Origin of the sequence: Burkholderia sp. HI2714 (genome assembly GCF_002223085.1) — a bacterium.
Lineage (GTDB): Bacteria > Pseudomonadota > Gammaproteobacteria > Burkholderiales > Burkholderiaceae > Burkholderia > Burkholderia lata_D.
Genome location: NZ_NKFM01000056.1, coordinates 106,422 through 128,606 on the forward strand (window position 1 = coordinate 106,422; position 22,185 = coordinate 128,606).

23 protein-coding genes and 1 riboswitch are annotated in these 22,185 nt (G+C 63.6%); of the genes, 7 read left to right on the top strand and 16 right to left on the bottom strand.

Annotation, left to right across the window (positions count from 1 at the left end):
• Positions 1–127: 127 nt before the first annotated feature.
• Entirely contained in the window at positions 128–448 is a 321-nt protein-coding gene (locus CFB82_RS31095; protein ID WP_089486563.1) for a DUF1330 domain-containing protein, read from the top strand.
• Positions 449–467: 19 nt separating this feature from the next.
• On the opposite strand, the gene CFB82_RS31100 is transcribed toward CFB82_RS31095, so the two are convergent.
• Positions 468–1,304, bottom strand: coding sequence for an NAD-dependent epimerase/dehydratase family protein (locus CFB82_RS31100; protein ID WP_069250721.1), 837 nt, complete (start codon positions 1,302–1,304; stop codon positions 468–470).
• Between the two features lie 82 nt (positions 1,305–1,386).
• Between CFB82_RS31100 and CFB82_RS31105 the strand changes: the two genes are divergently transcribed.
• Positions 1,387–2,490 carry a LacI family DNA-binding transcriptional regulator gene (locus tag CFB82_RS31105; protein ID WP_069250720.1) on the top strand — a complete coding sequence of 368 codons (1,104 nt, stop codon included), beginning with the start codon at positions 1,387–1,389 and terminating at the stop codon, positions 2,488–2,490.
• Between the two features lie 79 nt (positions 2,491–2,569).
• On the opposite strand, the gene CFB82_RS31110 is transcribed toward CFB82_RS31105, so the two are convergent.
• Positions 2,570–3,862: an MFS transporter gene (locus CFB82_RS31110; protein ID WP_089486564.1), complete on the bottom strand. Its 1,293-nt coding sequence runs from the start codon at positions 3,860–3,862 to the stop codon at positions 2,570–2,572.
• 321 nt (positions 3,863–4,183) lie between these two features.
• Here CFB82_RS31110 and CFB82_RS31115 point away from each other — a divergent pair, with 321 nt between their 5' ends.
• Together CFB82_RS31115 and CFB82_RS31120 are read left to right on the top strand one after the other, a co-directional pair.
• Positions 4,184–5,668: a bifunctional transcriptional activator/DNA repair enzyme AdaA gene (locus tag CFB82_RS31115; protein ID WP_089486565.1), complete on the top strand. Its 1,485-nt coding sequence runs from the start codon at positions 4,184–4,186 to the stop codon at positions 5,666–5,668.
• Positions 5,665–6,198 carry a methylated-DNA--[protein]-cysteine S-methyltransferase gene (locus tag CFB82_RS31120; protein ID WP_089486566.1) on the top strand — a complete coding sequence of 178 codons (534 nt, stop codon included), beginning with the start codon at positions 5,665–5,667 and terminating at the stop codon, positions 6,196–6,198. Before CFB82_RS31115 ends, CFB82_RS31120 begins: the two co-directional genes overlap by 4 nt.
• Positions 6,199–6,217: 19 nt before the next feature.
• On the opposite strand, the gene CFB82_RS31125 is transcribed toward CFB82_RS31120, so the two are convergent.
• Positions 6,218–7,036 carry an AraC family transcriptional regulator gene (locus CFB82_RS31125; RefSeq protein WP_089486567.1) on the bottom strand — a complete coding sequence of 273 codons (819 nt, stop codon included), beginning with the start codon at positions 7,034–7,036 and terminating at the stop codon, positions 6,218–6,220.
• A 77-nt stretch (positions 7,037–7,113) separates the two neighbouring features.
• Here CFB82_RS31125 and panB point away from each other — a divergent pair, with 77 nt between their 5' ends.
• A complete protein-coding gene (gene panB / locus CFB82_RS31130; protein WP_089486568.1) occupies positions 7,114–7,971 on the top strand; it encodes a 3-methyl-2-oxobutanoate hydroxymethyltransferase in 858 nt (285 codons plus the stop codon).
• Between the two features lie 51 nt (positions 7,972–8,022).
• Here the strand turns inward: panB and CFB82_RS31135 are convergent, their stop codons facing one another.
• Entirely contained in the window at positions 8,023–8,514 is a 492-nt protein-coding gene (locus CFB82_RS31135) for an Lrp/AsnC family transcriptional regulator (protein ID WP_021160045.1), read from the bottom strand.
• A 156-nt stretch (positions 8,515–8,670) separates the two neighbouring features.
• Here CFB82_RS31135 and glmS point away from each other — a divergent pair, with 156 nt between their 5' ends.
• Positions 8,671–10,500 (top strand): glutamine--fructose-6-phosphate transaminase (isomerizing), encoded by a 1,830-nt coding sequence (gene glmS, locus CFB82_RS31140; RefSeq protein ID WP_089486569.1) that lies wholly within the window; start codon positions 8,671–8,673, stop codon positions 10,498–10,500.
• A gap of 283 nt (positions 10,501–10,783) precedes the next feature.
• On the opposite strand, the gene CFB82_RS31145 is transcribed toward glmS, so the two are convergent.
• The 8 genes from CFB82_RS31145 to CFB82_RS31185 all read right to left on the bottom strand — a co-directional run bounded on the left by CFB82_RS31145 (position 10,784) and on the right by CFB82_RS31185 (position 19,906).
• Positions 10,784–11,728 (bottom strand): GSU2403 family nucleotidyltransferase fold protein, encoded by a 945-nt coding sequence (locus tag CFB82_RS31145; protein WP_089486570.1) that lies wholly within the window; start codon positions 11,726–11,728, stop codon positions 10,784–10,786.
• A gap of 566 nt (positions 11,729–12,294) precedes the next feature.
• Positions 12,295–13,107 carry a hypothetical protein gene (locus CFB82_RS31155; RefSeq protein ID WP_089486571.1) on the bottom strand — a complete coding sequence of 271 codons (813 nt, stop codon included), beginning with the start codon at positions 13,105–13,107 and terminating at the stop codon, positions 12,295–12,297.
• Between the two features lie 220 nt (positions 13,108–13,327).
• A complete protein-coding gene (locus tag CFB82_RS31160) occupies positions 13,328–13,663 on the bottom strand; it encodes a hypothetical protein (protein WP_179255475.1) in 336 nt (111 codons plus the stop codon).
• Positions 13,664–13,705: 42 nt separating this feature from the next.
• A riboswitch (SAM-I-IV-variant riboswitch) is annotated at positions 13,706–13,809 on the bottom strand.
• 157 nt (positions 13,810–13,966) lie between these two features.
• On the bottom strand, positions 13,967–15,457 hold the full coding sequence (locus tag CFB82_RS44170; protein ID WP_089486572.1) for a phenylacetate--CoA ligase family protein: 1,491 nt from the start codon (positions 15,455–15,457) through the stop codon (positions 13,967–13,969).
• On the bottom strand, positions 15,454–16,476 hold the full coding sequence (locus CFB82_RS31170; protein WP_089486573.1) for a hypothetical protein: 1,023 nt from the start codon (positions 16,474–16,476) through the stop codon (positions 15,454–15,456). The genes CFB82_RS44170 and CFB82_RS31170 overlap by 4 nt, the downstream gene beginning before the upstream one ends.
• A gap of 530 nt (positions 16,477–17,006) precedes the next feature.
• On the bottom strand, positions 17,007–18,359 hold the full coding sequence (locus CFB82_RS31175) for a sensor histidine kinase (RefSeq protein WP_089486574.1): 1,353 nt from the start codon (positions 18,357–18,359) through the stop codon (positions 17,007–17,009).
• Positions 18,360–18,407: 48 nt separating this feature from the next.
• Complete coding sequence (locus tag CFB82_RS31180) at positions 18,408–19,082, bottom strand: response regulator transcription factor (protein WP_089486575.1); 675 nt, start codon at positions 19,080–19,082, stop codon at positions 18,408–18,410.
• An 8-nt stretch (positions 19,083–19,090) separates the two neighbouring features.
• Positions 19,091–19,906, bottom strand: coding sequence for a MipA/OmpV family protein (locus tag CFB82_RS31185; RefSeq protein WP_089486656.1), 816 nt, complete (start codon positions 19,904–19,906; stop codon positions 19,091–19,093).
• Between CFB82_RS31185 and CFB82_RS43755 the strand changes: the two genes are divergently transcribed.
• Positions 19,815–20,069: a hypothetical protein gene (locus tag CFB82_RS43755; RefSeq protein WP_218829080.1), complete on the top strand. Its 255-nt coding sequence runs from the start codon at positions 19,815–19,817 to the stop codon at positions 20,067–20,069. The genes CFB82_RS31185 and CFB82_RS43755 overlap by 92 nt on opposite strands.
• Positions 20,070–20,090: 21 nt before the next feature.
• On the opposite strand, the gene CFB82_RS31190 is transcribed toward CFB82_RS43755, so the two are convergent.
• The 4 genes from CFB82_RS31190 to CFB82_RS42530 form a co-directional block, all read right to left on the bottom strand.
• Positions 20,091–21,179 (bottom strand): porin, encoded by a 1,089-nt coding sequence (locus CFB82_RS31190; protein WP_089486576.1) that lies wholly within the window; start codon positions 21,177–21,179, stop codon positions 20,091–20,093.
• A 197-nt stretch (positions 21,180–21,376) separates the two neighbouring features.
• On the bottom strand, positions 21,377–21,712 hold the full coding sequence (locus CFB82_RS31195; protein ID WP_089486577.1) for a Rieske (2Fe-2S) protein: 336 nt from the start codon (positions 21,710–21,712) through the stop codon (positions 21,377–21,379).
• A 3-nt stretch (positions 21,713–21,715) separates the two neighbouring features.
• Complete coding sequence (locus tag CFB82_RS31200; protein ID WP_046549162.1) at positions 21,716–22,027, bottom strand: YciI family protein; 312 nt, start codon at positions 22,025–22,027, stop codon at positions 21,716–21,718.
• A gap of 5 nt (positions 22,028–22,032) precedes the next feature.
• Positions 22,033–22,176 carry a hypothetical protein gene (locus CFB82_RS42530; protein WP_256990546.1) on the bottom strand — a complete coding sequence of 48 codons (144 nt, stop codon included), beginning with the start codon at positions 22,174–22,176 and terminating at the stop codon, positions 22,033–22,035.
• Between the last annotated feature and the right edge of the window lie 9 nt (positions 22,177–22,185).

A 22,185-nucleotide genomic window follows, 5' to 3' on the forward strand; every position in this document is an offset into this window, starting at 1 on the left:
CGGAACGCGCCTGCCCCCTTTCTCGGCCGCGCAGATTTGCTTACGTCGCAGGTAATCGACGCGCGCCGCCCGCGCCGCGATGATGGCTCCATCGACGCACGAACCGCATCACATCGAGGAGCCAGCCATGACCGCCTACGCCATCGCCCACCTGCACGACGTCGAGATGTGCGACGACATCGTCGAATACCTCGAACGCATCGACGGCACGCTCGCGCCGTACGACGGTCATTTCGTGATTCACGGCGCGCGGCCGGACGTACGTGAAGGCGTGTGGCGCGGCGACCTGATCGCGATCGCGTTTCCCGATCTGGACACGGCGCGCGCGTGGTACGAATCGGATGCGTATCGGCAGATCCAGCCGCTGCGCGCGCGGCACGCGAGCGGCCCGCTGATCCTGATCGACGGCGTCGACGAGCGGCACAAGGCGACCGACATCCTGCGCTGAGGCACGGCGCCGGCGACGCTTACGACGCGTTGCGCTCCATCGGCTCGCCGACGACGAACCCGCCGCCCTGGAACCGCTGCGCGGGATCGTCGTAGTCGGCGGTCGGCGCCGTCACCGGAAACAGCCCGGCGAATTGCTCGGAGCTGTCACGCGGGCGGAAGCCGAGGAAGCCTGCCTTCGTGTTGTCCCACCACTTCACCGGGTTGTCCGACGCGCCGTACACGATCGCGTGCCCGACGCGGTTCGTCAGCAGCGAGCAGCGCACCAGCTCGATGAAGTCGCGATAGCTGAGGAACGTCACGAGCATGCGCGGATTCTTCGGCACTTCGAACGATGAGCCGATCCGCAGGCACACGGTCTCGATCCCGAAGCGGTCGAAGTAGTAGCGCGACAGCGATTCGCCGAAGCACTTCGTCACGCCGTACAGGCTGTCGGGGCGCAGCGGCGAATCGGCGTCGAGCACTTCCGTGACCGGATGGAAGCCGATCGCATGGTTCGAGCTCGCGAACACGACGCGCTTCACGCCGTGCTTGCGCGCGGCTTCGTACAGGTTGTACGTGCCGGTGATGTTCGCGCCGACGAGATCGTCGAACGGCGCATCGACCGAAATGCCGCCGAGGTGGACGATCGCGTCCACGCCGTCGACCAGCTGCATCACCGCGGCCCGGTCGGCCAGGTCGACGACGCGGGTTTCTTCATGCGCGGCCGCGTCGCCGAGCGTCGCGATGTCGCTGACGCGCACGACGTCGGCCCAGTCGGCGAGCGCGCCGCGCAACTGGCGGCCGAGGTTGCCGGCCGCGCCCGTCAGCAGCAGGCGCCCGAACGGTTTGCGCGCGCCGGTGGATGAGGCGTTCATTGACTCTCCTTGAATCTGATCTGAAATCTGACTGAATCGGAAAACGTTTTCCAACTATACGCGGGCGCACCGCCGAACGTCAATGGCCGAACCCGGTCGCAGCCATCCGCACTTTCCCGATATCGGCGCGTGGCCGCGCGCGCCCTTTTTCTGCCACAATCCGGCCTTACGGAACGAAAACGTTACCCTTCGAATGAAAAAAGTTTCCCCGACGATCCGCGACGTGGCGGCGGAAGCCGGCGTGTCGGTCGCGACGGTATCGAAGTACGTGAACGGCACGCAGCGCTTCTCGCCGACCGTCGAGGCACGGCTCAAGGAGGCGATCGACCGGCTCGGCTACCGTTCGAATCCGCTCGCGCGCTCGATGATCACCGGCCGCACGCGCACGATCGGCCTCGTGATCCTCGACATCAGCAACCCGCACTTCACGAACGTAGTGAAAGGCGCGAACCGCGTCGCGCTGCAGCACGACTACACGCTGCTGCTCGTCGATACCGAAGAGAGCCAGGCGCGCGAACGCTCGCTGATCGAGGCGCTCGCGCAGCGCGTCGACGGGCTGATCGTCAGCACGCGGATGCCCGATGAGGAAGCCGGCTGGATGCTCGATCTCAACAAGCCGCTCGTGCTGCTGCGTCGCAGCCCCGGCCTGCCGATTCCGAGCGTCGGCATCGACAACCGGCTGTCGACCTACATGCTCGCGCGCCACCTGCTCAATCTCGGCCACACGCGCATCGCGTATCTCGGCTTCGGCACGGCACGCGTGAACGACGAGCGGATCCAGGGCGCGCGCGACTGTCTCGCGGAAGCCGGGCTCACGCTCGACGTGCACGATGCGCATGCGCCGACCGCCGAAGCCGGCGAGCGTGCGTGTTCGCGCGTGATGCTCGGGCCGCAGCGCCCGCAGGCCGTGATCTGCTACAACGACCTGATCGCGCTCGGCTTCATGAAGGAGGCCACGTCGCTCGGCTTCCGGTTGCCGCAGGATGTGTCGGTCGCCGGTATCGACAACGTGCCGTACGGCGAATACGCGGCGCCCGCGCTGACCACCGTCGACATCCAGAGCGAGAACATGGGCGAGCTCGCGATGCAGAAGCTGATCGACGCGCTCGCGGGCCGCACCGATGCGAGCTATTCGACGTTCGAGCCGCGGCTGATCATGCGCGCGTCGACGGCCGCGGTCGGCTGAGTTCCCTGTTTTCGCGCCTTCAATAGAAAACGCGCCGCCCTTGGGCGGCGCGTTCGTTTGCGGACACGCGATTACACGATTACGCGTCGAGCTGCGCAGGTTTCATCTTCGGCGTGAGCATGTGCATCACGCCCAACGCGATCAGGTAGGCCGACGCACCGATCGCGAACAGCACCCAGTAGTGGCCCGTGCGCTGCAGCACCTGGCCGATCACTTCCGAGAACAGCACGCCGCCGATCGAACCGGCCATCCCGCCGATGCCGACCACCGATGCCACCGCGCGGCGCGGGAACAGGTCGGACGCCGTCGTGAACAGGTTCGCCGACCAGCCCTGGTGCGCGGCGGCGGCGAGCCCGACGATCAGCACCGCGGCCCACAGGCTCTGCACCTGCGACACGAACGCGATCGGCAGCACGCAGCATGCGCAGATCAGCATCGCCGTCTTGCGCGCGCCGTTCACGCTCCAGCCCGCGCGCAGCAGCATCGACGACAGCCAGCCGCCGCCGATGCTGCCGACCGTCGTCAGCGCATAGATGCAGACGAGCGGCAGGCCGATGTGCTGCATGTCCATCCCGCGCGATTCGTTGAGCCACTTCGGCAGCCAGAACAGGTAGAACCACCACACCGGGTCGGTCAGGAACTTGCCGATCAGGAACGCCCACGTCTCGCGCTTGCGGATCAGTTCGCCCCAGCGCGGCGCGCCGGCATTCGCGTTCGCCGCGTCGAGCGCTTCCGCTTCGTCGCGCGGCTCGTCGTACTCCGCGGCGAGCGCGCGCGTGTCGGCCGTGCGATACATCACCAGCCACACCGCGAGCCACACGATGCCGATCGCGCCGACGATCACGAACGCCGCGCGCCAGCCGTAGGCCACCGCGATCGCCGGGATGATCGCCGGTGCGAACACCGCGCCGATGTTCGCGCCCGAGTTGAAGATGCCGGTGGCGAGCGCGCGTTCGCGGCGCGGAAACCATTCGGCCGTCGTCTTGATCGCGGCCGGGAAGTTGCCGCCCTCGCCGATCCCGAGCAGCGCGCGCACGAACGCGAAGCCCATCACCGAGCCGACCGCCGCGTGCAGCATCGCGGCGATGCTCCACACCAGCATCGCCAGCGCGTACGAAATGCGCGTGCCGAGCCGGTCGACGATGCGCCCGAAGCCGAGCAGGCCCAGCGCATAGAACGCGGAAAACGCCATCACGATGCGGCCGTACTGCACCTGGCTCCAGCCGATGTCGTGCTGGAGCATCGGCGCGAGCAGGCCGAGGATCTGCCGATCCATGTAGTTGATGACGGTCGCGAAAAACAGCAGCGCACAGACGGTCCAGCGGTAGCGGCTGGCGGCTGCGCGCACGGCGCCGACGACGGCAGATTGCATGATTGTCTCCGATACGCGGCCGCGCCCGTCGCTCCGCACGATGTTCGTTGACCGGCGACCGGCGCCGGGGCGGACGGCGGCGCGCCTGTCGCGCACGACCGATTCCGTCGATCAATCTGGAAAACGTTTTTCAAAGGATAGGTCGTGCGCCGGCGCCCTGTCAGTCGGGGATTTCGATGAGTCATCTCAAATTAGTCGCGGCAAAAGAGACGACTGTTTCACTACATGGCATTAACCGTTTTTCCGGGATTTTCCTGACCGCCGCGCGCGAGGACGGCCGCCGAGACACATGTCCGATTCCAGCCAGAATCGGCGGGCGGGATGGTTTACAGTCGTCTCATGCGCCTCGATCCCGACACCTGCTACGACGCCCTGCTTTCGCGGAACCGCCGCTTCGACGGCTGGTTCTTCGTCGGCGTCGCGACGACGGGCGTGTATTGCCGCCCCGTCTGCCCGGTGAAGCCGCCGAAGGCGCAGAACTGCAGCTACTACCCGAGCGCCGCGGCCGCCGAGAAAGCCGGCTTTCGACCCTGCATGCGCTGCCGCCCCGAGCTCGCGCCCGGCCACGGGCTGCTCGACCTGTCCGGCACGCTCGCCGACGCGGCCGCCACGCTGATCGAGGACGGTTTCCTGAACGCCCATTCCGTCGATGCGCTCGCGCAGCGCGTCGGCGTGACCGAACGCCACCTGCGCCGGATCTTCGGCGCGCAGTTCGGCGTGTCGCCGGTCGAGTTCGCGCAAACGCACCGGCTGCTGATGGCCAAGCGGCTGCTGACCGATACCGCGCTGCCGGTGGCCGTCGTTGCGTCCACGGCCGGGTTCGGCAGCGTGCGGCGCTTCAACGACCTGTTCCTGCAGCGTTACGGCCTCAATCCACTCCGGCTGCGCAAAGGAGCCCGCGCGTCGGCCGATGGCGACATGACGTTTCCGCTGCCGTATCGCCCGCCGTTCGCCTGGGACGACCTGATGCGCTTTCTCGCGCAGCGGCAGATCGACGGTGTCGAGCGGATCGATGCGCAGGGTTATGCGCGTGTCGTCGAACTGCCGAACGGGAACGGGAGCACCAACGTCGACAACGGGCGCGTGGCCGGCTGGTTGTCCGTCGCGCACGTGCCGCAGCGCTTCGCGCTGGCCGTCACCGTATCGCCCGCGTTGACGCCGGTCGTACCGGCCGTGCTCGCACGTGTGCGGCGGCTGTTCGATCTCGACAGCCGCCCCGACGTGATCGACGCGCATCTCGGCGAACTCGCGAGCGGCTCGCCGGGCCTGCGAGTCCCCGGCGCGTTCGACGGCATCGAGATCGCGATCCGTGCGATCGCGGGCGAACGGCTTGCGGCGACGCATGCGGGCACGCCGGTGCTGGCACGCATCGCCGAACGTTTCGGCACATCGATCGAAGGCACGCCGCCTGGCCTCACGCACGCGCTGCCCTCCGCCGCGACGCTAGCGGCCCTGCCGCCTTCCACCCTCGAAACGATCGGCATCGCGCGCGAACCCGCACAGGCGATCGTATCGCTCGCCCGCGCAGTCGACCACGGCACGCTCTCACTCGAACCGATGGCGCCGCTCGACACGACGCTTGACGCATTGCGCGCGCTACCCGGCTTCGATGAGCACGCGGTGCAGTACGTCGCGATGCGCGCGATGGCCTGGCCGAATGCGTTCCCGGCCGACGATGCGTGGCTGCCCGCGCGCACCGAACGCGCCCGTGTGCCATCATCCGCGCCGCATGCGGCGCGCTGGGCGCCGTGGCGCGCGTATGCCGCACTGCACGTGTGGCGCCTTCATGGAGATGTGTTGCGATGACACCCGCTCACCTGATTCCGAGCCCGCTGGGCGACATCGCCGTACGCATCGAGGACGATGCGCTGACCGGCCTCTACTTCGTCGGCCAGAAATACTTCCCGCCGGTTGCGATCGTGACCGAAGCGGACGCGCTCGCGATGTCGCCGCTTGCGCGCCAGGTCGCGGAAGAAGTCGCCGAGTACTTCACCGGCATGCGCGAGACATTCTCGGTGCCGATTCACCTCCGCGGCACCGCGTTTCAGCGACGGGTATGGAAGGAACTGCTCGCGATTCCGTTCGGCGAACTCGTGACGTACGGCGACATCACCGAGCGCGTCGGGCTGCCGATGAGCGGCGCGCGCGCCGTGGGCGGTGCAGTCGGCCGGAACCCGGTGTCGATCATGGTGCCGTGCCATCGCGTCGTCGGCGCGTCGGGCAGCCTGACCGGCTATGCGGGCGGCATCGATCGCAAGCGCGCGCTGCTGTCGCTCGAAGGCGCGGGGTTTGAGCGCGGCGCCCACCATCCGGTGCAGCAGGCGCTCGCGTTCTGAGTGCAGGCGTGCGACCGCGTCATGCGTTCAGCACGGGCCGGCGCGCTTCACGCTTCGCATACGCGCCGGGCGTCACCTGGAATTTCGCCTGGAACAGCGCGATGAACGACGACGTCGAGTCGTAGCCCAGTTGCGCGGCCACCGCGCCGATCGGCTCGCCCGCATCGAGTAGCGGCAGCGACGCCAGCAGCCGCACCGCCTGCCGCCATTCGGTAAACGACAGCCCCGTGTCCTGCCGGAACAGCCGCGACAGCGTGCGTCGCGTCGCGCCGACCTTATGCCCCCATTCGTCGAGATTGCGCGTATCGCCCGGATCCGCATGCAACGCACGCGCGATTTTCAGCAGCCGCGGATCGCGCGGCAGCGGCACCGTCAGCGGCGCCTGCCGCATGCGGGCGATCCGGTCGGCGATCAGGCAGACGAGCGCACCGTCCGGCCCCGTCTCGTCGTAGTTCACCGGCAATTCCGCCGTGGCGAGCACCAGCTCGCGCAGCAGCGGCGTCATGCAGAGGATCGCGCAATCGTCGTGCACGTCGTCGCGCGCGATCGCCGCATCGAGATACAGGCTGTGGAACGCGACGCAATCGCGCGTCGACACTGCATGCGGCACGTGCGGCGGAATCCACATCGCATAGTGCGGCGGCAGCAGGTGCCGGCCCGACGGCGTCGATACCTCGAGCACGCCGCTCGTCGCATACATCAGCTGCGCCCACGGATGACTGTGCGCGTCGATGCTCACGTTGCCGGGAATCCCGAACGCGCGCACGTACAGCGGCCTCGGCAGGCGTGCCATCGGCGGCACCGCGTAAGGGTCACCCGATTGTCCCGCCAGCACCATAAGACGTCCTCCTAAGGTCATTGCACGAACGAGCGCGATGCTACCGTGGCGGCTCTTCCTTCACATGGCTTCCGTTCATGAGCGCTCATACCCGCACCACCCGCAAGACCGTTACCGCGATCCGTTCGACCAAGGGCATCGGCAGCCTCGTGTCGCTGACCGCGTATTCCGCGCCGATGGCGAAGCTCGTCGACGAGGTGGCCGACGTGATCATCGTCGGCGACTCCGTCGGCATGGTGCTGTACGGACTGCCCGATACGCTGCGCGTCACGCTCGACATGATGATTGCACACGGTGCGGCCGTCGTGCGCGGGGCCGCGCAGGCCTGTGTCGTCGTCGACCTGCCGTTCTCGACGTACCAGGAATCGCCCGCGCAAGCGTATCGCTCCGCCGCGCGCCTGCTCGCCGAAACCGGCGCGCAGGGCGTGAAGCTCGAAGGCGGCAGCGAGATGGGTGACACGATCCGCTTCCTGACCGAGCGCGGCATCCCGGTGATGGCGCACGTCGGCCTCATGCCGCAGCAGGCCAACGCGACCGGCGGCTTCCGCGCGCAGGGGATGGACCCGCGCTCGGCCGCGCAGGTGTTCGACGCCGCGTGTTCGGCGGAACGGGCCGGCGCGTTCAGCGTCGTCATCGAAGGCACGGCCGAAGCGCTTGCGCGCCATCTCACCGAAACGCTCACGATCCCGACGATCGGCATCGGCGCATCGCCCGCGTGCGACGGACAGGTGCTCGTGACCGAGGACATGATCGGCGCATTCGATGCGTACACGCCGCGTTTCGTGAAGCGCTATGCCGATGCGAATGCGGTGATGCGCGATGCGATCCGCCAGTACGCACACGACGTGCGGCAGCGTGTGTTTCCGGAGCCCGCGCATTGCTTCGGGTATGGCAAGCCGCTGCAACTGGTGGGCGCGGCTGACGCTGCTGTGTGATGACGTCGCGGAGGCATTCGCGAACGCATGGCGAATGATCGCGCGATCACCTCATGCGCGCTTGCGCATCGCGTGCGTGACCCGCGCGTTCGCTTCGAACTTCGCGCGATGCGTCGAGAAGAACGTCCGCACGTTGCGGACGTTCGATGCGCCGGTGAACAGCCGCCGCGCGAATTCGTCGTATTCGGCGACGTCGGCCAGATCGGCCACCACCACGAAATCCGGCCCCGGCGACACGCGATAGCACTGCGTGACGGCCGGCTCCGCGCACACGTACGCTTCGAACGCGTCGTAGTCTTCGGCCGTCTGACGATCGAGGCTGATCTCGATCAGCGCGGTGACGGCCGTGCCGATCGCCACCGGGTCGAGCACCGCGACTTGCCGGCGGATCACGCCGGCTTCCGTCAGCCGGCGCACGCGACGCATGCAGGTGGGCGGCGACGACAGCGCCCGCTCGGCCAGTTGCAGGTTCGACACCGATGCGTCGTCCTGCAGGATCGCGAGGATGCGCAGGTCGAGATCGTCGAGGGTGATGCCGGCCATTCGCGGCTCCTTCCGGTCAGGATGTGAAATTTAATTTCAACATGATAGACGACCTGCCATTCGTTTCATTTATTCTTTCATTTTGAAATTTAATTCCATTTGGCTCGCCCTACCATCGCTCTCACTGATCCAGACAGGACATTTACGGAGCGCGATATGTGTGGAATTGTCGGGGCGGTCGCCCAGCGGGACATCCTGCCGAACCTGGTCGACGGCCTGAAGCGGCTCGAATACCGCGGCTACGATTCGTGCGGCGTCGTGGTCTACCGCGACCGGGCGCTGGCGCGCGCCCGCAGCGTCGATCGTGTGGCCAACCTGCAGCGCGAGATCGCCGAGCATGCGCTGTCGGGCTACACCGGCATCGCGCATACGCGCTGGGCCACGCACGGCGCGCCCGTCACGCTCAACGCCCATCCGCACTTCTCGCCGAGCGACGCCAATGCGCGCATCGCGCTGTCGCATAACGGGATCATCGAGAACTGCGACCAACTGCGCGCGGAACTGCAGGCGCATGGCTATGTGTTCGCGAGCCAGACCGACAGCGAGGCGATCGCGCACCTGATCGATCACCTGTACGACGGCGATCTGTTCGATGCGGTCCGGCGTGCAGTTGCGCGACTGCGCGGCAGTTATGCAATCGCGGTGATGTGCCGCGACGAGCCGCACCGGATCGTCGGTGCGCGTGATGGCATGCCGCTCGTCGTGGGTGTCGGCGAAGGCGAGAATTTTCTGGCGTCGGATGCAATTGCGCTGTCGGGGATTACCGATCGGATCGCTTACCTCGAGAACGGTGACGTTGCCGATATCCAGCTGCATCGCTACTGGATCGTCGATGCGGCCGGCCAGCGCGTCGAGCGCGCGGTGCAGCGGGTCGCCGCGCATAGCGGTGCGGCCGACCTCGGGTCGTATCGCTACTACATGCAGAAGGAGATCTTCGAACAGCCGCAGGCCGTGGCCGATACGTTGCTCGATGTTTCGTCGATCATGCCGGAGTTGTTTGGTGATGGTGCCTGGCGGGTTTTCAATGACGTCGATTCAGTGTTGCTGCTCGCGTGTGGTGGCAGTTATCACGCGGCGCTTACGGCGAAGTACTGGATCGAGAGCATCGCGAAGCTGCCGGCCAGCGTGGAAATTGCCAGCGAGTTTCGGTATCGCGATAGTGTGCCGAATCCGCGCACGTTGGTTGTCGCGGTGTCGCAGAGTGGCGAGACGGCCGATGTGCTCGGGGCGGTGCATGTCGCGAAGCGCAGCGGGATGATGCATACGCTCGCGATCTGCAACGTTGCGACGAGCGCGTTGATGCGGGAATGTGCGCTGCAGTTTGTCACTCGCGCGGGGATCGAGATCGGGGTGGCTTCGACGAAGGCTTTTACGACGCAGCTCGTTGCGTTGTTTCTGCTGACGTTGTCGCTTGCGCAGGTGCGCGGGCAGTTGAGCGACGACGAAGAAAAGGAGCATCTGCGTGCGCTAAGGCATCTGCCGGATGCGATGTCGAAAGTGCTCGCGCTGGAGCCGCAAATCATGGGTTGGTCGGAACTGCTCGCACGACGCGACAACATGCTGTTTCTCGGGCGCGGGATGCATTATCCGATCGCACTCGAAGGCGCGCTGAAGATGAAGGAGATTTCGTATATTCACGCGGAGGCTTATCCGGCCGGGGAGCTGAAGCATGGTCCGCTGGCGCTGGTGAGTAACGAGATGCCGGTGATTGCGGTCGCGCCGAATGACATGCTGCTTGAAAAGCTCCGGTCGAACATGCATGAGGTCAGTGCGCGGAATGGACGGCTTTTTGTGTTCGCGGATGTGGACTGCGGACTCGTGCCGAGTGAAGGGATCGAGGTGATTCGGCTCAACGAATACTACGGGCCGCTTTCGCCGATTCTGCATACGGTGCCGATGCAACTGCTCGCGTATCACGCCGCGCTGGCACGGGGGACGGATATCGATAAGCCGAGGAATCTGGCGAAGTCGGTGACGGTGGAGTGAGGGTGGACCTATCCGGGGCCTATCCGTGATTTCGTTGGCAACTTCGAATAGTTTCACTTAACGCCCCTTGAGACTCCCGTAAGCAACCGCCGGGCGCGGCTTAAGTGAAACTGTTCCAACGGCATTTCGGCACAGCCAAAGCGCGGGATACGTCGAAAAATCCAGGTTGGAAGCAAAACCTTAAAGTATGAGAAAAGCAGCAAACGAATGGATACCTGACACACGACGGCACCTCTCACACCGGGAGCCGTCGCAACCAAGGGATGCAGCGCTGAACGCGCATCTACTGCGATAACAGCAAACCTTGGTCCATCAACGTCCAAACGATATCGGCCTGCAGTTTGTCGCGTTGACGTTTACGCGGGTCGCGGTCCAGGGCTAAATTCGCCATCCACGATTTGAATTCGATGAATACTTCTGGGTCAATGGTCGTCATCCTCGCCATTTTTCCAGTCGCGGCCACCACGACCTGCTCGAATTTGCGCGCCGACGACAATACTTGTGCACGCCGGGCCTGTACAGGCCACAGGTCTTCTTCATAGCCAGACAGTCGGACAGGATGTGGGTCAGAGTCTTGCGGTGGGCGCCGCAAGAAATCAACCTCAAAACCTTTGCTGTTGATGGCCGTCTCGAGATGCCCATCTTTGCGCTGAAAAGTCTTGTCCACGCCCTGCAAAATACGAAGCATCGAAACGTCCAGGCGTTCCATGTCTGTCAGAAAACGAACATGCTTCTGAGCGTCCCAAAGCATGTCGACGTCCTGGGTGGCCAATGCACCCTGCGCAATGCGAACTCCAGCTGCGGCTTCATATGCGTACAGGGCGTGCGTACCAACGACCGTAAAGTAGGAAGACAGTCCCGCTTTCTCGATAGCCCGCAGAACATCCACAACGATAGCCGGGACCCGGCCCACCCTGAGCGCACGATTTAATCGCTCTGCTTCAACTACTGCAGCATGAAGGTCCGACAGGCGAGCCTCGATTTCTGCCTTCTTGGACTTGAAGGCTGCGTAGGTTTGCTCGGTTTCGGATGAGCGAGGCCCGACACGCTTTTGCCGGTTGCCTGCGGTCGTTTTCACCAGGTATTCGTAAGGGCCCTGAGTCTTCCAGTACATACCCCCGGCATACTTCAAAGCCTCGGATTTCGTCCGACAGAACTCCTCGAACACGGTAGACGAGTCGATAGCCTGACGAGCAGCATTGTCCGAGAGTGGCAGGTAGTTGAGCATTGGCCGTAGCGATCCGTTTTTTGTAATATAAACGGCCAATCTTTATAAATCAATAGTTTACGATGATTCACACAGGTGTTCTGGCCCGCTTGGCCGGTGAGAAACCTCGGAAAGCTCACCGGAGTCCCCGTCCGCGCTGGACAGAACGTTCGAACGGTTGAACTAGCACGTCGCTGTACAGAAAAACAGGCTGTATGCACGACACGTACACCCCGCATCGCCTTATGTGACAAGGGCCTCGCGGTGCTGCACTTTCCACAAAAAGTACAGCAAATCTAGGGCCAGACCGGCGTGCTGCTTTCTCATGTTCCATGAGAAGTCGTGAGAAGGCGAGCCTGATCGAGATACCCGACAGGGCATGAGCCAGTTCCGCGAGATCGACCGGCTCGCCACCGGCGAGCCAGCCGATGGCCTCATGCAATCGGTATCGGCAGATCACCCGCTTCGGTGTCACGCCCACATCGCCGGAAAAGCGCTGCTGCAGCGTGCGCACGCTCAACCCCGCACGCCCGAAATGTTCCATTGCGGCGCCCCCTTACCGCCCAAAGACTCCCGCAACAAACCCGCTATTTCGACAGACTCAGCTTCTTCAACAACACCGCACCACTCGCCCGACTCACGAGCGAAATGGATTCGATATCCAGGTACAACCTCGAAGTCCTCGTCGTGATGTCGGTCGGCTCGTCGTTGCTCGGCTCGGCGTGTTCGATGTGTTCGGTCAGGTACGGCCGGGCCAGGCGCCCGGAAAGCGCCAACACGAACCCGCCCTGCGATTGCGCGTACGCAGCGGGTGACAGCCTCACGCTGCCGCGCACGGTGGACTTCCTGCCTTTTCCGGGATCGAGTTCGATGATGTCGATCTGCTGGATATAGCCTTTTGCCTTCGCCTCGGGTGCGATCACGAGCCCTTGCCCTCGCGGCCCGGTAATGACCTTTCTGAGCAGGATGCCTGTCCGGCCTTCGCCGTCGGCGTCGACCAGGTCGACGTTCACCTTCAACAGATGCTTCTGCGACTGATATCGCAGCCCGTACGACACCGGCACCAGGAAAGTGACCTCACGATCCAGGTTGACCGCGGCCAGGTCGGCGTTCTGGCCATGCTTGTCGGCGACGACGGGGATCAGGCTGCGGACGCGATCGCTCAGGGACGGGGACGCGCTCTTGACGTGCAGCTTCTCCAGTGCTTCCCGAATCGCAACCGGATCGTCGCCGACAATCGGCCGCGTAAGCGACGTATTGGCCGAAACGGCAGGCGCGACGCTCGCCGTTTCGTTGACATTGTCGGCCGCTGCACGCGTCGCGACCGGGGCCAGCATGATCGCCATGGCGACGACGCACGCGACATTCGGACGGCTCAACATGGATTTCCGGTGACGCACGACAAACTCCTGATTTTCTGGCGGATCGGTCGACTATGAGATTAGCAGGATCAAGCGATCGATACTGGACCAACCGGTCAGGTTCACCGATCGCCTGCGCGACACATCATAGGTTCATTGTCAGTTCGGCGGCAGGCCGGCGCGCCACACTATCGTATTGCCCAGACTACAACAATCCACGACAAGCGAGCAGCGGCGCGACGGGCGGGGGCCGTGACATTCAGTTGCCCGTCGTCGACCCGGCCCGCACGAAATGATGCTCGACCCTCGTGCGCAGCACGCCCTCGAGCGCGGCCAGTCGTTCGCGCAGTCGAACCGCTTGCCCTTCCGTCATTTCCCCGAGAACGATCTTTTGCTCGAGAACGTCACCACAGCGGGTGATGGCCCAACGGTCGACCGTGGCGGTTTCACCTTCGAGCACAGCCGCCGCGGTCGAGACGATGCCCGGATTCCGTCTCGACACGAGATGAACCGTATGCGTCAGCGTGAAACCGGGGAGGAAGTGTGACCAGTCTTCACAGACTGCGGGGCAGGAAGCAGAAGTGTCTTGACGCATGGTTGCTCCGGATGAGTGGTTATCGAACCGGTGCCAGCCATGCTGCTCCCGCTTCGTTGCCGTAAATCGGCCGCATCGCCTCAGAGGCGTCCACCTTGCCCGGGAGGGCAGGTTGGCGTCGGAGAATCCGACTCTGGATGCTTGACTTCTCACGTTCGACATTCCGAACGTTGGGTTCATTATACCGAAAAACGGGTGGTGGGCAAGAAGCGCCCGGGAACAGTTCTTTGGCCGGATGGCGACGCCGACCCGCCCCTTGCGCCGCCCATCAGGCGACGCGTGTCCAAACGCATCGCCCCACCATCACGCAATGTACTTGTTCTTGATCCGAATATCCCGCCCCTGAAACGGCCCCGTATCGTGATCGTGCATGTGCACGATCACCTGTTTCGGATCGAACAACCGCGACACCTCGCGAAAGTCCTGATTCACGCGCTTCATGCCTTCGAACATCTCGCCGTGCAGCGCCGCATCGTCGAGCTGCACCGCCCCATTCCCCAAAGCCCGCTCAAGATGGACATGCAGGAAGCTCGTCAACTGCGCATCCTCGGTCGTAGCAAGCTGGAACGTACTGACCGCGTCATGCAGCACCGGCGAAGCGGACAGAACCTGTTCGACATCCGACGGGAACACTTTCGCGCCATAGAACGGCACGCTCGAATCGTTACGCCCGTACACGAACAAGAACGGAAAATGGCTGGTGCGCGATGCGAAGTCCGTCAGGCGCATGCCATGCGCCGACAGACGCTTGTTCAGATCGCGGAATTTATACGTCCCACCGGCATCGCGAATGTTGTAGCGGATCTTCGGCGCCGCACCGGACTGCCGCCCGATCGTCACCAGCAGTTCGCCGTCCTCATTCGTCTCGATCACGTAGTCGAGCGCGTTGTACTGGAAGATCATCGGCGGCGAATCGCGCCCGAACAGTTCGCGGCACAACTCGGGGCGACTCAGCAACGCACGCCGCAAGCCGATCGTCGTCGGTGTCTCGACGCCGATATTGATCTCGAGGTCCGACGCGCCATACGACGAGATCACCGTGCTCGCCTTGCGCAGCAGGTGATCGCGCAACGCTTCCGACAACCCTTCCCCGCCGACGATGAAATCGATGTGATACGGCGCCAGATCGAGATCGCATTCGTCGACCACCGAGCGGATAAACGGCGGGTAGCCGAATATCAGGTACTGGTACTTCGGCCCGAACAGCTTCAGCGTGTTGATCAGCTTGGCCTTGTCCGGGCCGATCGACTTCATGATGCCGACGTCGACGAGCGACATCGATACGTTCATGCCGGTCGCCCATGGCCCGAGCGCAAAACAGTTCAGCAACATCTTGCCGGAGTCGCGAAACACCAGCTGATAGTTCAGCTGCAGGATGCGCTTGACGTCGCTGCGCTCGGCCGCGCTGCGCACCCAGTTGTTCGGTTGGCCGGTCGACCCCGATGACTCGTCGATGACGACACCCGACTTCGGAATCGCACCGCCGTAACAGCGCTGCTCGATCGAATAGCGCTTGATGTAATTCTCCTTGGTCATGGCGGGCAGATCAGACAGCCGCCATGTGCCGCCGGCCTTGTAGCCTTCGGCCTTCAGGAACTCGACGTACGCAGGGCACGACGTGCTCGCCTTGAGGAAGGCGACGCGGGCGCGCATGCGGCCGACATAGGCCAGATAGGGCTGAAAGATCGGCGCGTTGAGGAATATGTAGAGACGTCCGTCGACGCTGATCACGCGGCGAAGGAACCAGAGCGTCCAGAGAATGGCTTCGAGAAAGAGGCGAATGAGCGTGTTCATGCGGATCTTGGCGAGTAGGACGGAACCGGCGCGTCGACGAGGATGTCGGCAAGTGCCCTGCGTTGGCTCTGCGGCGGCGTACGCGAGTAGCCGACCTTGAACACGAGCCATGCCCGGTCGACCCCGGTATGTGCGCTGAACCACGCGGCGGCGTCGGGGTTCGTGACCAGGTTGCCGTACGGATGCAGGTACAGGCCGAGACTCGTCAAAGCCAGCCAGAAGCGCAGCAGGAAACGGCCCGACTCGATCGCCTTCTCCGGGTTGAAGAAATCACCACTCAACACGCCGATCGCGGGCACGTGGCCCAGTTGCGACCGATAGCGGCGCTTGAAATAGAAGCGCGTCGGCTTGAACATCAGGATTTTCGACAGCCGCGCGGACATCCAGAACTCCGCCCGCGACAGGTTCATGCAGCGCCAGTCGAGGCCGTCGCGATGGCGAGCGGTCGAGCTTTCCGTGAAGCGAAACCAGGCAGTGATTTCGTCGTGGTAGTCCGCGACGTTCATGTCATGAAACACGGCGTCGATGTTCGTCGCGATGATCGGCTCGATCAGTTCCGCACCCGACAGGTGCGTATATCGATGCCCCCATTCATCGGCCAGCGCCGCCAGTTGCGCGACGGCCGCATCCGGTACCGGTGTCGGGTCCATCGAAAGGCGTGACGTGCGGCGCGCCAGCATCAGCGCGGACGGGTCGTCGCGCGATCCGTCCGCGTTGGCATTCGCGACGAGTCGCAACGCGGCGAACGGAATCAGCCCTGGCGGCGTAGGCCGCGACAGGATGGCGGCGAATTCCTGCACCGGGCGATGCAGTTGCCATTCGACATGCAAGCCATGCGGTGCCGCAAGCAGATCGATCGCGTCGATGAACATGCCCATCGCGGACAACAGGAACGAACCCGTCGTGTCCTCTTTCGGCAGCGTGCGCGTCCCGTCGATGAACAGCTCGGCGTAGTCGTCCGAAATCAGTTGCACGCGCCACGGCTGAACGTTGTGCGGCGACGGTGCGTGTCGGGCCACGGACAGGATCGTGTGCCAGACAGTAAAGGCTTTGGTGGGAATCCCCGGCATATTTCGTGGCTTCCTTGTTGTTGTGCGGCTGATTGCCGTTATGAAGCGGGAACCGGCCCCTCTCAAGACCGGGTGAAGCTGTGCGCATCTTACATGACGACCCGGGTTTGCCTAATCTAGCGGCGTAGAAGGACTATGCCGAAAACATCGGCCTAGAAAGTGACACCGTCGGCCGTCACCGCAGCGGAGCGCGAACAACGGGAAGCACTGCTGACCATCCTGCCATCGCAGCCGTCTCCAAGAAAGGTTGGGTAGCTCATCAAGGGCGGCGAGCGTCAAACAGAATCCCTCGTGTCCCCTAACGCTCAACGCATTAACCGAGGCGGAAACGAGACCATCGATCTTATGTTTCTCCAGATCTCTATGTGTTGCTCCAGCTTCGAACAAGGGACCTCGGGAAAGCCCTCCTTCGACCAGGCGGAACCTTCGATCCGTCCCTTGTACTGTCGGAACCCGACCCGGCACGACAACCGTGCAGACTAAAACCACACGCTGAACCGCGTCCCCGTGGCCAGCACATCGACCGTCAGTTTCCACTGATGCGCCACAGCAATCTCCTTGCAGATTGCCAGCCCGAGGCCGGCACCGTCATACCGTGAATCCGGCGCCCGCCAATATCGGTCGAAGAGCAGCGGGACATGCTCCCGCTGAATGCCCGGCCCCTCATCGTCGATGTGAATCGCCGTATCGAGTACGGTCAGCACGACCACGCCAGCCGTGGGCGAAGCGTTGATCGCGTTCTCGAGAATGTTCTTGAGCAGGATGAAAAGCGCCCCGCCATCAGCCCGGATGGGTGACACGGAGTCGCGCGCTTCGATATGGAGCTTCACCTGCTTCGCATCGGCCTTGCCGGCCAGCAAGCCAACGGCGTCCCGCGCGATTTCGACGCTGTTCACGTCGTCGAAGCTGAAGTTCTGCGCTTCGCTGACTTCCGCCAGGTGCAGCAACTGCTTGACCTGCCGAGCCATCAGGTCGATCTCGCGAAGCAGAAGCGCCTTGTGCTGGATGTCGGGCTGCAGCTCGATCTGGCCTCTGACCAGCGTGAGCGGTGTCTGCAACTCATGCGCGGCGTCGGCCAGAAACCGCTGCTGAACGGCGAAGCCATTCTCGAGTCGCGTCAACGCATCGTTGAACGCATCGATCAGCGGCTTGATCTCGCTCGGAATCCCGTCCGAAGACAGTCGCGTCTTCAGGTTGCGCGGCTCGATTCCGCTCGCGGCACGCGATACCTCCCGCAATGGCTTCAACACGCGGCTGATCGTCAGCGGCAGCGTCAGCCCGAAAATGATGGTCGCGATGAGCAGCACATAGCCGACGGTCTTCGGTATCGGCTCGATCTTCGACACGACAAGCGCATCGACAAGCTGCCTGCTTTGTGCAACCTGCACGTAATAATCGACGCCCCCTTTCGACATGCGCCGTGTGGCGACGGCGTATACCTTGCCATCGATCGTGGCGGACACCACCTTGCCGGCCGCCTTCGCGAGGTCTTCCGTCAGCCACGGCCGATTCCCGTTCGAAGGCACCGACGCCAGCCACAACCGCCCCGTCGAATCGAGCACGCGATACTTCACCTCGCTCGACAAGAGCCGGAACATCAGCGCCGGACGCTCGCCCAATTGCACGGATACCGGACGCCCGGCGTCGTCGAAGCTCAACCCGGTCACGACATGACCGATGATCTCCATCTGCTGCCGCCGCCCCAGGAACTCCGGATAGCGATCGAGGACATACACGGCGAGCGCAGACAGCAGCGCCAGGCTGATGGCGAACGCAACGACGTTGGTCATCCACAGACGCGTCGACAGGCGTCGAATCCAATGATGGAACATGGTCGCTTTCTTACCCAGAAGCGGCAACGAGCAAGACGCGGCGAAGCGTCATGCGTCCCGCAGCGCGAAGCCGGCACCGCGAATATTGGTCAGTCGCATCGTTGCACCGATCGCCGCCAGTTTCTTGCGCAAGCGATGCACGGTCACCTCGAGCGCGTTCGGCGTGACCGCCTCCCCGAGCCCCCACGCGGCATGCTCGAGTATCGAATGCCGCACCGTCCGGCCTGCGGCTTCCATCAGGCAAAGCATGACCTGCAACTCGGCCGGCGCAAGCGGTATCGTCCGGTTACCGCAGCACATCGCGCGCTGTGGCGGGTCTACCGTCACATCCGCGAACGATGCGACGAGCGTCGTCAGCAGCGCCGGGCGCCGCATCAGCGTGCGCACGCGGGCGACGAGTTCGCTCATTTCGAACGGCTTGGTCACATAGTCGTCGGCCCCGCTTTCGAGTCCGTCGATGCGGTCATGCAACGCATCGCGTGCCGTCAGCATCAGGCAAGGCATCATGCGCCCCGCCGCGCGCAGCGTCCGCAGGAACGCCAGGCCGTCGCCGTCGGGCAATCCGCGGTCGATGATCAGCAGTGCGTAGTCGGCGTGATCGACACCGTAGGCGGCTTCACTGACATTGCCGCACCGATCGGATTCGATTCCCGCGCCGGCCAACGCCTGGCACAACATGTCGGCAAGGCGCTCATGATCCTCGACAATCGCAACTCTCGGCATACCCGCTCTCACTTGAACCGATACATGTAGCCCACTCTGGCTTCGGGAACGAACCGTCTTCCGACGATCGGACTGTCGGTGATGGCGTCGCCGAGACGCGACACGCCGACGTCCAGAAATATCGTCTGCTGCTTCGTCGGCCGGTAGTCGATACGCGTGCCGGCCGACACGTTCACTGTCGAACCCGCGCTGTAGGCGGCGCGTCCGGCGCGCGCCTCCGATGGTCGCACGCCGTAATAGTAGTCGACGTACTTGTTGCTCAGCCATTCCGCGCCGACATGCGGCGCGATCGAGAATTGGCCGAAAGCAAATGCCTTCTCGAAGCCGATTTTCGCGCGCTCGCCCTTGTTTCCGCCGAACAGGAAGCTGCCGGACAACGTACCGAACCCGGTGCCCCATGACAGTGCAGGCCCGTACCAGAATGCGCCCCTGCGATTTTCCATGCCGTTCAGGATCGGTGCGTCAGAGCCCTTGTATCCGTCGAAAAGCGAGAACTGGCCACGAAGCGCGACACTGACGCCGCTCCAGCTCCCGATTTTCAGATCGGCCGTGGTACCGATGACCTGTACCCATTTGTTGTCGAAATAGACCAGCGGAAACGGCAACACGCGGGTGCCGTCGCCCTTGTAGGCCGATGGTGCGAAGCCGACTCCGGCACCCAACCCCCAGCGCGTCACATTGGTCGCGTTGTTGAGGATGGTCAGCCCCGAATTATCGGCATCGGGCGGGATCATGCCGTCGTCCGCCCAGGCGGAAGCAGACGCAAATGCGAATGAAACGGCAAGCAGCAGTAACGGACGTTCGCAGCGGGAGGCTGTTTTCACAATCATTTTCCTGGAGTCGACGATCGAAACGGGGGCTACTGTAGGACCAGTCGACTTACCGCTCACTTACCAGGAAAATATCGTCGTGCTGCAAACCCTGCGGGAAATATCGGTGATGGGGAATATCAACGCAGGGCGAGCATGGGTCGCCCTGCGCGCTTGAAGAACGGGGCACCACACCCCGTCAGAACACCGTATGCAGCCCGATCCGCGCCACCGTCTGGCTCGCGGAACTCGACGCCCCGTTCGGATCGAGCACGCCATTGACCTGCGCATTCGCACCGTTGTTCGCCCGCTGATAGTCCGCCGACACATAAACCATCGTCCGCTTCGAGAACAGGTATTGAAGCGCCACGCTGACCTGATGCGCGTGGTTGTTGTTCACCGCTTCATTACCTTTCATGTACATGTACTTCGCGCCCAGCACGACATCCGGCCTGACGTGCCACAGCCCGCCTGCTTCGGCCATCCACACCCCGGCGTCGTTGAACGAATTGTGTACGGTGGTCATCAGCGCATTCGCAGTCACGACACCGAAGTCGTAATGCATCCCGACGCCCCAGTTGCGCACGCTGGTGGACGGCACGCCGGGCGCGGGTCCGTATTTCTCGTTCGTATAGGCCGCGCCCACTCCGAATGGCCCCATCTCATAGTTCACCCCGGCGCTGACCGCATTGTCTGCCCCGACCGACCCGGCCACCCCACCGAACGCATACATCGCGCCGCCGGAAAAGCCCGACACCGTCGGCGAGCTGTACTTGACGGAATTCGCGATCGGTTTGCTACCCGCCGTACGGTCCCAATCGAATGCACCGGTCGGATTATCCGGAAGCGCGAGACGCTGGAACGGCCCATTGCGAAAGCCGTACAGCCCCGAGATATCGCGTGAAATCGCGTTGTTCTTCGAAAACAGCGAATCCACCATGAAGTCGTACTGATTGCCCAGCGTGATACTGCCGAACCGGTTGCTTTCAAGGCCCACGTACGCATTTCGCCCGAAAATCCCCGTCCCGATGATTGCGCCGTTCGCCATCGAGAACTGGTTCACGAGCGCGAAGATCGCGCGATATCCGCCGCCGAGATCCTCCGTGCCGCGAAAGCCGAACAGATTGGGCGCGAATATGCCGTCGTCGAACTTGACGTTCTTTCCGCCGCCCTCGTTGCTGACATAAGAGACGCCGGCGTCGATCAGCCCGAACATCGTCACGCTGCTCTGCGCCCATGCACCCTGCGCCACGGCGAGAATCACTACTGCTCCAAACCTGAGTTTCATTTTGTCTCCGTCTTTTTTATGACAAAGCGAGGCCACCACCTGCTACGTGGCAGGTGCTCGCTCGGTACTGCACAAGGGATCGCCATCATTCAGGCGTCGATTACCAGACACCCGAAATATGATTAGCTTTACTGATCGACAAGCACGATAACCGTCGCATTAAACGGCCCCGCTCGCCCTTCATCAAAAAACCAGAATCAAGCGTCTCGACAGACGACCCACGCGGCGGCATCCACCTCGACCGCCACGGCCTCCAGCGCCGAGCCCGAGCAAGGCCCGTCGATGCACACGCCATCGTCGAACCGGAACAGCGCGCTGTGATGGGCGCACATCAGCACCTGCGACCGGTAGCAGGAAACGCTACCCGGCACGAAATCGAGCGGCACCGAAAAGTGCGGACAACGATTCACATAAGCCCACACCTGCTCACCGCGTCTCACCACGATCACGGGACGTCCGATACATGCTTCGTCGACGACCCGCGCGCCGCCGTCGGGCACGTCGGAAAAGTGGCAGAGTTGTCGTGCGTCCATGATTCACACTCTCTGCTCCGGGTTGCCGAGGCTCCAGTCCCACGGGCGCACTTCCACGTGCGAGAACAACCCTTCCTTCACGTACGGATCGTTGCCGATGAACTGCATCACCGCCTGAATGTCGTCCGCCTCCACGACGAGCAGCGTGCCGTTCATCGCGTCGCCGTGCGGGTCCAGCGTCGGGCCGCCGAGGCGCACCACCACGCCGTGCTGGTCGGCCGAGCGCAGGTAAGTCCGGTGAATCGGCCGCACGCGATCGCGCACGTCGCGCATGCCCGGCTGGTCCGTCGCAAACACCGCAAAAAATCTTGCCATGGCGGTCAGCTCCGATCGAGGACGAACGCATGCTGATGCCGCACGAGGCGCCGCATCAGCGTGCGCAAGCGCGGGCTCGGCGTGCCGTCGAAGCTGGCGACGACCGGCTCGGCCAGCGTGGCGTCACCGTCATGGTGGTCATGGCTCATGGTTGTCTC